9 protein-coding genes are annotated in these 13,611 nt (G+C 64.1%); 6 read left to right on the plus strand and 3 right to left on the minus strand.

Annotation, left to right across the window (positions count from 1 at the left end; genetic code table 11):
• Positions 1 to 310: 310 nt before the first annotated feature.
• The 3 genes from GY769_08825 to GY769_08835 all read left to right on the plus strand — a co-directional run bounded on the left by GY769_08825 (position 311) and on the right by GY769_08835 (position 4,688).
• On the plus strand, positions 311 to 1,273 hold the full coding sequence (locus GY769_08825; protein MCP4202023.1) for a methyltransferase domain-containing protein: 963 nt from the start codon (positions 311 to 313) through the stop codon (positions 1,271 to 1,273).
• A gap of 245 nt (positions 1,274 to 1,518) precedes the next feature.
• On the plus strand, positions 1,519 to 3,000 hold the full coding sequence (locus tag GY769_08830; protein MCP4202024.1) for a hypothetical protein: 1,482 nt from the start codon (positions 1,519 to 1,521) through the stop codon (positions 2,998 to 3,000).
• Positions 3,001 to 3,476: 476 nt separating this feature from the next.
• On the plus strand, positions 3,477 to 4,688 hold the full coding sequence (locus GY769_08835; protein ID MCP4202025.1) for a toll/interleukin-1 receptor domain-containing protein: 1,212 nt from the start codon (positions 3,477 to 3,479) through the stop codon (positions 4,686 to 4,688).
• On the opposite strand, the gene GY769_08840 is transcribed toward GY769_08835, so the two are convergent.
• The gene (locus tag GY769_08840) at positions 4,589 to 6,598 is read right to left on the minus strand and encodes a hypothetical protein (GenBank protein ID MCP4202026.1); all 2,010 of its coding nucleotides are present in this window, start codon (positions 6,596 to 6,598) and stop codon (positions 4,589 to 4,591) included. The genes GY769_08835 and GY769_08840 overlap by 100 nt on opposite strands.
• Complete coding sequence (locus tag GY769_08845; GenBank protein ID MCP4202027.1) at positions 6,595 to 8,367, minus strand: hypothetical protein; 1,773 nt, start codon at positions 8,365 to 8,367, stop codon at positions 6,595 to 6,597. The genes GY769_08840 and GY769_08845 overlap by 4 nt, the downstream gene beginning before the upstream one ends.
• A gap of 55 nt (positions 8,368 to 8,422) precedes the next feature.
• Between GY769_08845 and GY769_08850 the strand changes: the two genes are divergently transcribed.
• Both GY769_08850 and GY769_08855 read left to right on the plus strand, forming a co-directional pair.
• Positions 8,423 to 10,180, plus strand: a complete 1,758-nt coding sequence (locus tag GY769_08850; protein ID MCP4202028.1) for a tetratricopeptide repeat protein — start codon at positions 8,423 to 8,425, stop codon at positions 10,178 to 10,180.
• Between the two features lie 14 nt (positions 10,181 to 10,194).
• The gene (locus tag GY769_08855; GenBank protein MCP4202029.1) at positions 10,195 to 10,866 is read left to right on the plus strand and encodes a hypothetical protein; all 672 of its coding nucleotides are present in this window, start codon (positions 10,195 to 10,197) and stop codon (positions 10,864 to 10,866) included.
• Here GY769_08855 and GY769_08860 read toward each other — a convergent pair.
• Entirely contained in the window at positions 10,687 to 12,177 is a 1,491-nt protein-coding gene (locus GY769_08860; protein ID MCP4202030.1) for a tetratricopeptide repeat protein, read from the minus strand. The two genes, GY769_08855 and GY769_08860, sit on opposite strands and share 180 nt — an antisense overlap.
• A gap of 281 nt (positions 12,178 to 12,458) precedes the next feature.
• Between GY769_08860 and GY769_08865 the strand changes: the two genes are divergently transcribed.
• The gene (locus GY769_08865) at positions 12,459 to 13,421 is read left to right on the plus strand and encodes a hypothetical protein (protein ID MCP4202031.1); all 963 of its coding nucleotides are present in this window, start codon (positions 12,459 to 12,461) and stop codon (positions 13,419 to 13,421) included.
• Positions 13,422 to 13,611 lie beyond the last annotated feature (190 nt).

Consider the following 13,611-nt stretch of genomic DNA (forward strand, 5'->3'; position numbering starts at 1 on the left):
TGCGGTCGAGCCACGACGACCAGGCTCGGACGAGCGGCCTCAAGCACAAGCAGGCAAGGCATCAGGTCGGGACTTGGGCGCGAAATCGAGTTGACGCATGACGTCCGATATGTCGCCCCTATCGGACCTCGATGGGCCGGCGGCGCCAGATCGATCCGCTCGCCAGCCAGGCTGAGCCGGACACTCCTTTCGTCTCTGACCAGAGGCCCAGCAGCCGAAGCAAAGAGACGGCCTTGGCGGTTCCTCTCTACGACCTCGCCAGGGTCGGGGATCGCGAGTTAACCTGGGCCAAGAGTGGGAGGACGGAGCCATGACCGAGATCCTCGACTGGACCTACGCCTACCGCAAGCTGATGGCGGTGGACACGGCCTGCGAGCTGGACCTGTTCACCCGGCTCGAAGAACGCCCGCAGACTGCTGACGAGCTGGCAAGGACTACCGATGCCCAGCCGCGACCGCTGAAGGCGATGCTGGACGCGTGCGTCGGCCTCGGGCTGCTTAGCTGGGAGCAGGGACGCTACATCAATCGACCGGTGGCCGAGATCCATCTGGTGCGCGGACGGCCCCTTTTCCTGGGCGACCTGTTCCGCCTGTTCGCCGCCGAGGCACCGCAGTGGCTCTCCTTGAAGGAGCTAATGATGACCGGCCACGCGGGCGCCGAGCACGGGCCCGTGGACATCGGCCCCCGCCGGTTCACCATGGCTATGCACGCCCTGGCCCTGCTGGGCGAGGCCGCGGCGCTGGGCGAGTCCGTCGACCTGTCGGGCCGCAGCGATCTCATCGACATCGGCTGCGGCTCGGGCATCTATTCCGTCGAGTTCTGCCGGCGGAACCCGGATCTCAGAGCCACGCTGCTCGACGGACCTCGGGTGCTCGAGGTGGCCGAGGAGATCGTGGCGGCGAACGGTCTGTCGGAGCGCATCGAGACGCGGCCCGGGGACATGCTGAGGGATTCGTACGGCGAAGACCGTGACGCCATCTTGATGTCCGACGTTCTCTACGTGGAGAGCCGCAGCAGCAAGGGCATGCTCCTCGAAGCGCACCGGGCGCTCGCCCCAGGCGGCTTGCTCGTCATACGAGGCTACTTCTCCGATCCTGGGGGCAACCAGAACCCGTTTGGCGCCCTGTTCGACCTCGCCCGCCTGTTCTGGGGCGAGGAGCGCGAGGCCACGCCCCTGCCGTGTGTGCTCGACTGGTTGGCCGAGGCCGGCTTCACGGGAATTCGCTCGTCTCCGCTCACCGAGCGGAGCACGTGTATCCTGGCCACTGCCTAGCCCTGGTAGCCGGCACGAGCCGTGCCCCTGCAGCGAGAGCGGCGAGTTCGGAATCGCGCGGGGCCGTAGAGAGGCGTACCGACGGGCTCGCGCTAGGGTCCTTGTACGAGTCCTATATGTCGCCCCTATCGGGCGAGCTCGGTTCGCCTTCGCCGGAAGCGGGTGTCTCTCCTCTCCTCATGGCGGGTTATAGTCTGAGCCGTAGGAAGATCGAAGGACATGGCTTCGGACGAGGGACGCTGAGGATGAGTCGTTTGACGGTAAGTCCTATTTGCAAGAGTCTGATCGTCCTGGTCATCCTGCAGGGCCTTCTCCTGGTGTCGGCGGTGGGTGCGGCCGAGGTCGCATTCAGTACCTTCTTGGGTGGCTCCAAGCACGATTTCGGTCACGCGATCGCTCCGACGCCCGACGGGGGGTTCGTGATTGTCGGGGAGACGCAGTCACCGGACTTCCCGACGTTGCGCGCGTTGCAGGGCGAGTACTCTGGCAAGCACGCCAACGGGATTGAGGATGCCTTCGTGGTGAAGCTCGATGCGACGGGCAGCCGGATCGAGTTTGCCACCTACCTTGGGGGCTCAGCCGCGGACTTCGCGAATGCCGTCGCGGTTGATCCCGACGGCAACATCTATGTGGCCGGCGAAACCTACTCGGAGGACTTTCCAACGGTCGGTGGCCTCGACACTCCGCGTTCCGACAGCCACGGCTTCCTGACCAAAATCTCGCCGGACGGACAGGCGATCCTCTTCTCGACTTTTCTCGGGGGAACCAGTTACAACGCTGTCACGGCAATTGACTACGAACGGGACGGTCGGATCTTCGTCTCCGGTTGGACAGACTCGAACGATTTCCTCGGCATGCCGCCGATCGCGTCCGAACCCGATGTTGGCGGTGTCTTTGTGGCGTCCGTCGACACGCTGGGCTCACGGGTTGTTTCGGCGTTGTTGCTCGGCGGAAGTGGCTCTGAAGGGGCCTCCCATCTCGCATGGGATGCTAGACGCCGAGCCCTGTGGTTGGCGGGGTTTACGAACTCTTCCGACTTTCCGTCGATTCGGTCACTACGGCAAACTTCCGGACCTGTCGTCGGGCCGGATGGAACCCCGGCAGGCTTCCTGACCCGTCTCCTGGTCACGGAGGACTCGGTTCGCCTCAAAAGCTCCTCGATCCTTCCAGGGCAAGTACGAGGCCTGGCGGTCGATCGCAGGGGGCGCCCCCACCTCACCTTCCCCAAGGCCCATCCCCTGGAAGGCTGGGAAGACATGGTCGACCGTTGCCCGTACAGTTTCTACTTCCGCATTCAGGCCAGCGGCCGCCAGCTTCAGAATGTGCAGTGCCTTCCGGCCCGGGTGAGCGAGTTAGCAGTGGATCGCAAGAGGCGTGACGTCGTAGTGGGCGAAAGCCGACAGGGAGTGCCGCTCGCCGATCCGGTCCAGGCGGTGTCGGGTGATCGTCGCTACGGGACTGGGCGCGGCGATCTGTATGTCGCCGTGCTAGCGAAAGGTGTTGTTCGCCTGCTGTTCGGCACCTACTTCGGAGGCCGATCCTTCGAGATCGTGGGCCAGTACGACTACTCCGGCGGGCTCGCGCTTTCCCGGTCGGGCGATCGGATCTTCGTCACCGGCTGCACCAATTCGATCGACTACCCGGTGGTCTCGGCGGTGCAGCCGGAGAAGCCCGGCACCAATGGGCGGTCAGCAGCTTTCGTCGCTGAGCTGCGTCCCTATCAGTAGTCCCAGGTTCGCCCACCTTGGTCGGGACTGGCGCGCAGAACTCGAGCGAGCGAGCCGGTCACCGCAAGGTGAGTTACGCTGCTTTCAAGACATTGTTGACGCGACTGGTGTGGAAGCGGTCGTCGCAGACGTCTCAGACATCAACATCAAGGGCCAGATCTTGATCGAGGTCGAGTTGCCCGAAGGCCGGAGTACAGCTGCGATCTTGACGCCACTGGCCGAATAGAGCGAAGAGCGGGCCCGCGCGAGGTTCACGTGGCCACTCTATCGGACGCCTTCGTGGCTAGCTCTCCATCATGCGATAGGTCCCCCGAGCGACGGCTTTGCACAACGACTTGCCCGATAAGCGCGCCGCCGGTAGTGAAGCGGTGCCGGTTCTTGGCGCTGAAGCGGAATCAGGCTTCCATCCGGGGCTCGGGCCGGCGTCAGCTCACACTCGGACCCAACGCCGAGCGGGGCTTAGAATGCAGGTGCCGATGACACACGTCGATCGCGCCGCGCCGCGCGAGCGCGGATGCACGCTGCGACCCAGGGTGTTCTTGAGCTATCGGCGAAAAGACACCCCGGGCCAGGCCAGCTGGATCTACGACGGGCTCGTGCGGCACCTGGGGCCCGATCGGGTCTTCCGGGACTTCGACGTCATCCAGGCCGGCTCGAGCTTCGCGGCCGCTATCCGGGAGGCGCTTGCGGAGAGCGACCTGGTTCTGGCGCTGATCGGTCACGGCTGGCTGGAAGAGGACCCGGCGGCCCGTAGAACTCGGCTGTTTGATCCGGAGGACTGGGTCCGGCTGGAGCTGGAGAGCGCGCTCGGCTCCGGCACGCCGATCCTGCCCGTGCTGATCAACGGGGTCACGATGCCGCCCCCGGGGTTGGTGCCCGAGGAGCTCTGGCCCGTCCTGGGGATCGAAGCCGTCGAGGTCAGCGACAAGAACCGCGACACCGACGTCAAGGTGCTGGTCGAGACAATCGCCTCTCTTCTGAACGACTCATCGCTCTGCCGGGCCCTGGCGAGGCTCTCCTACCGACTTCGGAGGCTGCTTTTCTGCGCCACCGTCCTGCTTACTCTGGGCCTCGCCCTGCTCACCTGGAAGGAGCTTCGCGATCGGTCCCGGAACGACGTCGTCGAAGCGATCAGGCCCTACGGCTTCGAGCAGCTCGAGGGGGGTCTCTTCTCTTCGAAGCTCGAGTTTCGGGGAGACGCGACCGGGTTCTCGAAAGGCATCTCGACGGTGGCGAAGCTGTCCGGGGTGGTCGACCTCGATCTGTTGCGAAACACCGAGCTTCAGGACCTGGGCAAACCGGAGGAGCTGCCCAGACTGCGCAGCCTGGATCTCTCCTGCTGCACGAACATGGTGATGCTCAATGGGCTCGCCGGCCAGGGCCGGCTGGAGGAGCTCCTGCTCTCGGACGTTTCTGCCACGAGCTTCGAGTTCCTCGGTTCGCTGCGGTCGCTCCGGACTCTGGATCTTCGAGGCACCTTGTTCGGCGACTCCGACTTCACTCATCTGGCGCTCCTGGAAGACCTGCGCGTCCTCAAGGTGCCGGCGGTCCCGGACCCGGCCGCCCTGGAGCCTCTGAAGAATCTCAGCTATCTCTGCGTGCAGGACAGCGATCCCGCATTGCTCGAGTCGGCGCTTCCCTGGGTCGACGTCGTGGTGCGCTGCCCCCTCTCGGCCTGCACCGGCTGACGTCGCGGGTAGGGACACTCCCGGACCGGCACGCCCGGCATGCGAAAGACCATCCTTCCACTTCCCAGGGCGTTAGACCGGGCACCTTCAAACCCGGTCGCCTTCAGGAAAGTTCCCAGACTGTCGGCTCGCAAGAAGAGACCGCACTGATCGTAGGCGCGTGGCGAATCGGCCTCGAGGATGCTCTTGAGCATCGAGAAGAAGCTGCTCTCCCCGGAGGATGCCTTCTCATGATCCGTGTGGCCGGCGGCGTAGATCGAGACCACGGAGCCGTACGACAGCGCTCTCTTCACCTGCGGGCAAAGGAAGGCGTAGGTCCCTCGCTCGAGGGCCTTGGGCCTCGCCGGTCTCCAGCCGGAGGGGCGTTCCGGAACCACGGTCCCCGAGATTCCGGTGTTTAGAATCAGCAGGGTGTGCGGAACAGCCCAGTCCGATCTTCGGAAAGCCGTCCAGAATAGATCCAGGCTGGTGGGCTCCTCCTGGTCCAGGAACCACTTGGAGACCTCCGGGTCGTCGGTTCTTCCATCGGCCGGCTGCCCGACCCGCGGCACGTTGCTCGGGACCATGAATCCGAGAAGCCGTTCCCGGGTTCTCTCGGGCTCGCCGGCGTAGCCGCCCGCGGCCTCCACGATGCTGAACGACCGAGCGTACCCGGAGTAGTAGATGACAACCCGCGCCGCATTCTTCGCTTCCTCGAGGAAGCCGTCGATCTTCTTGGGGAGCTGTTTGAGGCTGGTCTGCTCCACCGCCGGCTCGGAATCGCCGGGATCGGGGATGCGGACTATCGTGTCGAAGCCGTGCCGTTCCAAGACCGTTTCCAGGTCGTTGAGATCGCGTCCGATGTCGAGGTTGTTCCAACGTCGACCACGCTCAGGGTCCGTGAACTCGCCGATCCCGATCAGAAGGGCATGGCTTCCCCCGCCGTACAGAGTTTCCGACTCGACCCGCCGTCCCGACGGTGACGCGACGCAAACCTGCGAATCCCGGCCGCCGCCGGCCGGGGCTCGAGCCCTGGCCGCCAAGCGGAACGACCGAGAGGCCGAGCCGAGCTTGTTTCGGCGCGACGCCGTCGGCGCGACTGCCGCCGAGGCCTCTTCGAGGAGCATTTGCTCGAGCAGCAGGTGGGCTCGAAAGACCTCGTTCTCGACGCTCGCAAGGATCTCCCCCGCCCGGGCCACGGCGTCGAAGGCGCCGACGGCGGTCTCCAGGTCGCCGAGGAGGGCCTCCAGCTCGCGGTAGCCCGCCCAGCTCTTCCCCGGGGACCGAGCCGTTGGTCGCGGCATCTCCGACCTGGCGCTCAACTCGGTCTCGGCTCGCGCCAGCTCGCGCCTCAGCTCCGCCTCGAGCCGCTCGAGCGCCGCATCGTCTTTCAATGCGGCCGAGTCCCTGAGCCGCGCGAAGTCGTCCAGCTGCTTGCCGGCATCGGTGAGCAATCCGGAAACTGCCTCGAGCTCCTCCGGATACTCCGACAGCGCGCCGGCTATCTCATCCGCCAACTCCCGTCTCTGCTGCTTCCACCCTCGCAGGCCCTCGCATTCGATGGAGCGGCGCCATGCCGTCGCCGCCTCCTTGAAGAAACCCATCCGCCCGAGCGCCACTCCCCGGTAGTAGCTCGGAAGAAACGGCCTGCGGCGGGTGACTCCGTACAGGGGAAACTTGCGGGCAACCAGTCGATCTCGCTCCCTGCGCGGACAACCAGTCTCTTGCTCCGCGATGTCAGCGCTGAGGCCGTAGAGCAGGGCCGCCTCTCGCAGCCGCCCGAAATCCTCCGAGCGCCAGGCCTTCTTGAAGAGCGTCACCGCCTCGCGGCCGCGCTCGCGGTCGGCGGCCGACACCAACTGGGCAGGCAGGCCGAACGCCATGAGCAGAATCGCGCCCGCGAGCAGCCGCCGACGGATTCTTCCGCTCACCGCGACCTGCCTTCCAGGTAGTAGACGAACGAGACCGTGAAGACGTCCACGCGCTTCGAGAGGTCGAAGGCCAGGTCCATCTGGTAGCGCTCCCCCCCTGGCAGCAGCCCTAAACCGCCGGTGAGGTGGATCTCGTCGCTTCCCCGGCCGAAACGCGAAGCGAACCGGTCCGCCGGCCGATCGAGCCCGTCAGGGTTGCTGGGATCCCGGGGATCGACGAACTCGAACCGACCGCAAGACGGCTTGTCGCTACCTGGGAGGAGATCGGTCCCAATGCACCGAAACGTACGGACGTCGTCGTCACCGCTCTGATAGCGCATCTGGTGGTCCGGATCGAGCCAGACGCCGGCCCTGATGAAGAACACGCTGCTCCGACCGACCTCGTATTCCAAGCCAAGATGGAACTCGTCGGCGTCGTCGATCCGAAACTTGCTCAGAACGCTCTGATCCACAACACACGGGACCGAGGTCTGGGGACTGCCATATCGATCGAAGTCGCCGCACGAGCCGGCATCCACGAGCCCGTTCAGCAGAATGTTGCTCTCCGGCTCGAGGTTCGAGTAGCCCACCCGGGCGTATTCGGCCGAGACTCGTAGATTGGGAACCTGGCGGCTTCGCCGGCCGATCGAGAACTGCCGGAAGAAGCCGACACTCAGGTAGTCCGGAACGTGAAAGTCGGCCCCGCCGCTCAGGGCGCGCTCGATGCCGGGGTCGGTGATGTCCGGATTCCCCAGAGCCTCGGAGTCGGCTTTGGCCTGCCATCGAAATGTGTAGTCGAACTCGAAGCGTGGAGCGCTCCGGTAGGCGATACCGGCGCTCGTGTCGCCCGAGCGCGACCGCCACAGCAGACCGGCGACAACTCCGACGTCGCTGTCGTCGCCCGTCTGGATGTGCCTGTCGAACTCGTTCTCTTCTGAGAAATCGACGGGCCCCGGCAGGGCCGGAAAATCGCCGGTGTCCTGGGGAATCACGAAGAAGTCGTCGAGCAGGGTGTCGTTGGCGACCGACCGATAGCGCCGGGTCTGGGCGTCGAACTGGAAATCGTAGTAGGCGACGCCCGCTCCCAACGATACGTTGTCCGTGACCTCAAAAGCGGCCGAGACGCCCACGTTCTCGATGCTCAGTCGCAGGTCCCCGATCATCCCGGCGAGCCGACTGCGGATCGTGGAGGGCGTTCCGAGGCCGCGGATGAAGCTGCCCTCGCTCCCTCGGATCTGGGCCTCGAAGTTCGCCAGCTCGTGGCGATAGGCGGCCAGCCGCCAGCGCTCCCGCATTCTGCCGCTCCGGCGGGGCTCGGTGTCACCTCGACCCCGCGCTCCAAAGACGTGCACGTACGAGAAGAAGGACAGGCCATCGGTGTCGCTCTGCCAGTCCCTGAATCCGGGGCCGCTTTGCGTATCGAGGCAGTTGTCGGTGCCGCCGAGCGGCCACCACCCTTTCTCCCTCTGACACGCCGTGGGCTGGCCGGTCGCGCTCCCCAGGTGTGGGTAGCGCGTGGTGAACGTCGATGACCGGGCCTCGGTCGAAACTTCCGGCCGCGTCAGCCACACCAATCCCGCCGGGTTGGCGAAGGCGGCGGTGGCGTCATCGGCCCTGCCGACGAACGCGTTTCCCAGGGCCATGGTGCGGGCACCGGGCGGCGAGAAGTTGAACTGCAGCCCGGCGTTGATCTCGTCGTTGGTCTGCGCGGCCGCCTCCGGGGCGACCAGCGCGCAAAGAGCCAGCGCCAGCACGACCCCGAGACACCATTTCGCAGCTCCACGCTCCACTCGCGAGCCCTTCCTTTAAGCTCTTTGCTAATGTAGCACAAGAACCACGCCGACCATGCCTACCAGCCGAGAAGGGTCAGAGGGGAAACCTGGGACCGCCGCTCCGCAGCGAGCCCTCTGGCGGACCGCCGTAGGCCTCGTCCTGCTGGCCACCGCGCTGGTCTTCAGCCCGATCGTCCGCAACGGCTTCGTCAACTTCGACGATCCGCGCTTCCTCGTCGACAACCCGGTGGTTCGCCAGTTTGGCTGGCCGGGAGTGAGAGAGGCCTTCGCGGAGCAGATCTTGAGCCCGCATTACAAGCCGTTCGTCTACCTCAGCTGGCAGGTCGAAAACCGACTTTTCGGCATGAAACCGATCGTCTTTCACCTCGACAATCTGCTACTCCACCTCCTGAACTCGACCCTGGTGTTCTACGCGGCCCTCGCCGTCTTCCGGATCGCAGGCTTCCCTCCGAGAAAGACCACCTTCGCGGCCTTCTTCACGTCTCTTCTCTTTGCGGTGCACCCTCTTCACGTCGAGTCCGTGGCCTGGGCCGTCCAGCGAAAGGACGTCCTTTTCTCGGCGTTCTTCCTAGGCGCCTTGTTGTGCTATCTCAGATACGCTCGGAGCGGCTTCGTCAAACCGCGGTGGCTCGGCGCAAGCTGCCTCTGCTATCTCGGCGGCGTTCTGAGCAAGGGAGCCGCGCTCACTTTCGTGATCGTTCCGTTTCTGATCGACGACCTCGCCCAACGCAGAGTCGATGCCCGCCAGCTGCGGGAGAAGTTGGCTTTCGCCGTCATCGCCTTGCTCGCCGCCGCTCTCTACGGGCTGCCGCCAAGCTTGGGGCAGGCTCAGGCCGGCCGCGGTGAGACGCTCTCGGCTTCCCTCGGAGCCCAGCTGGTCAGGGTCTGGGCCTTCGCGGCCCACGTCGCGGCGCCGTTTCATCTTTCCGTGATCTATCCGGAGTCGCTCTTCGTGAGCGTGCCCGGCGGCATCCTGGCAGCTGTGGCCGCCGCGAGCCTCTTCGTGGCGCTTTGGGTCTTTCGGGATCGAGCCCGATCGCGGGTGTCCGGCTTCGGGGTGCTCTTCTTTCTCGTGACCATCAGTCCGGTCCTCTCGATGTCAGGGCGAGGCACGAACTTCCTCTCCGATCGCTATGTCTACTTGCCTTCGCTCGGCCTGATCCTCTTGCTCGTGGGTCTGCTCTGTCGTGGCGACATGGTCACACGCCGCTTCCGGCAAGTCGGATCCTTGCTGACGATCGTCGCCGTCGTCTGGGGCGGCCTCACGTTCAGCCGCGTCCGGGTCTGGACCGACAGCGAGACGCTTTGGTCCGACGTCATCGCCAAGTTCCCGGGCAGAGTCGGCGAGGCCCACCTCAATCGTGGCACCTTTCGCTTCGAGGCCGGCCGCCTGGAAGAAGCGCTCGCGGACTTCCATGCGGCCATTCTCATCAATCCACGTCTTCCCAAGGCGTTCAGCAATCGTGGGGCCCTCCGCGCGCGCCGGCGAGAGCTCGACGCGGCGCTTCAAGACTTCGACCGCGCACTCGAGCTCGACCGCTACCTCTGGCCCGCTGCCCTCCAGAGGGCCATGGTGCTCACGCTTCAGGGTCAATTCGACCAGGCCGAACAGGAGTATGACCGCTATCTCTCGGCCCTGGCGGGTGACGCCAGAGGCTACTTCTGGAGGGGCCTGAACCGGCAGGCCACGGGCCTCCACGAGCGCGCCATCGAGGACTTCTCGCGAGCGATCGACCTTGAGCCGGGCCATCGCAAAGCGATGCTCGCCCGTGCCGAATCGTATCGGATGCTGGGAAGGCCCGTCGAATAGTAGAGGAGAAACCCATGATCCTGCGATTGTTGTGCGTCGTCTGTCTTCACGCTCTCCTTCTCTCCGACCACCTCGCCGCCACAACGACGCCGTGCAGCTCCTGCGCCGACTGCACCTCGAAGCTCAAGGGGGCCTTCTCCAAGGTCACGCTCGCCAACGACCTGAGCTCCACCAGCACCGACTGCGTGGTCGTCGGAGCCCCCAACGTAGAGCTCGATTGTCAGGGCAAGAGCATCCAGGGTAGCGGCTCCCACATCGGGATCACCAACAACTCCCACGACAACGTGACGATCCGCCAGTGCAAGCTGTCGAAGTTCGCGGCCGCCATCGACATCCGCAGCGCGGCCAACAACCTGATCATCGGTAACACGGTCACCGACACCGCCTACGGCGTTCAGCTAGAGAACATCACCGGCAGCAAGATCCAGGGCAACACCATCCGCCTCAACCATCTCGAAGCGCTGTCGCTGCTCTCGTCGACCAACGACGAGAACAAGATCTGGTTCCTACAGCTCGGCCAGCATCTTCTGGGCCGCAGTGCGCACGTAGGCGTAGGTGCCGCTCAGGGCGTTGAAGTTGGCGGCAAGATCACAGTAGCGCCGTGCGTCGTCGGCGTTGCCTTGGGCGTGGTGGGCCTTGGCCAGCAGAAACAGGACCTGCGGGTTTTGTTGGTTGGCCTTCTCTAGATGGGCCACCGCCTCGGCGTGGCTGCCTTCAGCGAGAGCGATCATCCCCAGAAGCTCACCGGCCTGGCGAACCTCGAACGGGATCCGCTTGGTCGCCACTTGCTCGTTGTAGTTCTCCGCGATGGCCTTGGCTTCCTGGACGTCCCCGCGGGCGAGAGTCACTCGCGCTTGGTCGAAGAGGATGTTTCGCTTGACGTTCTCTTTGACGTCGTCTGCCACCCCGGCCTGCTCGATGGCGTCGATCGATTTCGTGTAGCTCTCGGCAGCCGGGTCGAGCCGGCCCGCTTCGAGCAGGATGTCGCCCATCAGGTTGAGGTCTCCGGCCATCGCGGCGTAGTCGTTCTCCGCTTCCGCCAAGGCGTACATCTCGCCGAACCTCTCAATGGCTTTCTCGTGATCGCCCTCGTGGAGATGGGAGCGGGCGCTCCACAGGTGCGCTGCCCGCCTCTCGCCGACGTTTCGCGCCACCTCGGAGAGATCCACGAGCGTTGCCCGCGCTGCTTCCATTTCACCCATGAACATCTGGTTGTTGGCGATGCCGATGTAGGATGCAATGAAGTTGGGGTTCTGCTCGAGGGCCTCGCGGTATTTGTCGATCGACTCCTCGAACCGCCCCGTCTTCATTAGCAGTTCAGCGTAGGAATCGTAGGGGTTGGGATCGTCGGGGATGAGCTCGACGTATTTCTGGAACGAGGCCTCCGCCGCCTCGTAGTCGCCGAGAAAGCGGTGTGCATACCCCTTTTGGTTATAGGGCTGCGAGAAGTCGGCGTTGATGTCGATTGCGCGCTGGTAGTGCTCGATCGCTTCGCCATACTCCTGACGGCCGAAATGAGCCGCACCCAAGGCATTGTGGGCACGTTCGTCGTCGGGATAGGCCGCGACCAATTCAGACAGGTACTTCATCTGCTCTGCGGGGTGGCCCTTGGCCCCGGCCTCGGTGGCGAGGATCAGGAGCCGTTCCCCGTCGGATGCGTTGCCCGACGCCGAGACGGCCGACTTCAGGCGGTCCCAGAACTCCTGCGCCGTCGATCCGGTGAATCCGGCCTGGAGATGTGCCCAGGCGAAGTTCGGATCGAGCTCGATCGCCTGCTCGAAATACTCGTGCGAGTCTGTCGCGCGCAGCCTTTCGTTGAGATCGCGACCGGCGAGGAAGAGCTCGCTCGCCTCGTCGGAGTTGGTGGTAACCGGGATTTTCTTCGCCGCGATCGGCTCCTGCTCGGCGGCAGGCGGTTTCGCGCAGGCTGTGGCAAACATGAGCGGCGCGGCGAGAACGAAGACGAATACGGCACGATGACTGAATCTCTCGAGCATGCGAATGTTCCTCCTCATCATCCTGATTGGCTTGAAAGAGAATACCGTAGCGGCCTGCCTGGACGAAGCGCAGCTCCGGCACGCACGGTTCTTCCCAGAGCCGTCCGGTTACATTGCTGAGTACGGGAAGCCGGGCCCGGAGTTGCACTGGAGATGAAACACTCTCGAAGTGATTCGTATTGAGCCAAGTGAGGTGTCGAATGAGGTTACTTTCTGTGCGACCGGTCTTGTCAGTCGTTATCTTTCTCGTCTCAGCGTCCGCGGGGGCGGAGCCTGGCGCCGTGATGAACACGGACGAGGCAGACGCGGTTCTCTCGATTCTCGAGAAGAGAGCTGCGGACCTAGGGATCGCGGAGTCTGACTGGGATCGGCTCTTCGAGACCGAGCCTTACATCCGACTGAAGAAGCGCGAGGCTGTGATGAAGCGTGACTTCACCGATGAAGAGTTCCGTGAATTCGTCCTGTCGGACGACCTGGTGGCGAACGCGGAGAGTCTCGCGGATACCCTCGAGAAGTGGGCGAGTGTCGACCTCTCATCTCCCATCGCAAAGGCAATGGCTTATCTCCCGGAGGGATCGACGATTCGCGCAAAGGTCTATCCAGTGATCAAGCCGATGACGAATTCATTCGTTTTCGAGATCACAACCGATCCCGCGATCTTCATGTACCTCGATCCAGAAGTAACGCCTGACAAGCTTGCAAACACGCTCGCCCATGAGTTCCATCACATCGGGTTTGGCGGGAACTGTCCGAGCGAGGCGACGAAAAGGGAGATTGATGCTCTGCCTGACGAGACGGCGTGGATCGCTTGGAGGCTTCGTGCGTTCGGCGAGGGCTTTGCGATGCTCGCAGCGGCCGGCGGTCCCAAAGTCCATCCTCACGAGGTGAGTCCCGAGGAAGAGCGAAACCGTTGGGATGACGACATGTCACGATTCGAAGAGGATCTTCGAAAAGTCGAGGCGTTTGTCGCCGGTTCTGTCGACGGGAGTCTCGCGGACGAGGAAAAGCAGAAGATCTTTCGCTCTTTCTACGGAGAGCAGGGTCCCTGGTACACGGTCGGCTGGAAGATGGCGGTGACAATCGAGGAGCAACTGGGGCGCCAAGCGCTCCTGGATGCGTTCTGCGATCCACGCGAGTTGCTCGCGACGTACAATCGGGCAGCCGCGAAGCAAAACCAACTGGGCGAAGAAAGGCTCCCGTTGTGGACGGAGGCTCTCGTCGACGCGACTCGCGGACGCCGGTAATCGGCCCCAAGAATCGGATTGCCAGTCGCCATTCCGCTCGTGCGAGGCCAGAGTTCTTTTGTCCTAAGGGGGCGGTGGCAGAGAGTCCAAGGCCTTCGCCAACTTGACCTGCTCCCAAGTTTGATACCACGGGGAACGTGAGATTTCCCCGGCATTAGGTCCGATTCCTCTGTCTTTGGGAGGGGGGAAA

The organism is bacterium, assembly GCA_024224155.1.
Lineage (GTDB): Bacteria > Acidobacteriota > Thermoanaerobaculia > Multivoradales > JAHEKO01 > CALZIK01.

Coding starts and splice junctions, on each gene's coding strand:
- GY769_08860 (MCP4202030.1), bottom strand. CDS start 12,177: ATGCTCGAGAGATTCAGTCATCGTGCCGTATTCGTCTTCGTTCTCGCC.
- GY769_08855 (MCP4202029.1), top strand. CDS start 10,195: ATGATCCTGCGATTGTTGTGCGTCGTCTGTCTTCACGCTCTCCTTCTC.
- GY769_08830 (MCP4202024.1), top strand. CDS start 1,519: ATGAGTCGTTTGACGGTAAGTCCTATTTGCAAGAGTCTGATCGTCCTG.
- GY769_08850 (MCP4202028.1), top strand. CDS start 8,423: ATGCCTACCAGCCGAGAAGGGTCAGAGGGGAAACCTGGGACCGCCGCT.
- GY769_08825 (MCP4202023.1), top strand. CDS start 311: ATGACCGAGATCCTCGACTGGACCTACGCCTACCGCAAGCTGATGGCG.
- GY769_08835 (MCP4202025.1), top strand. CDS start 3,477: ATGACACACGTCGATCGCGCCGCGCCGCGCGAGCGCGGATGCACGCTG.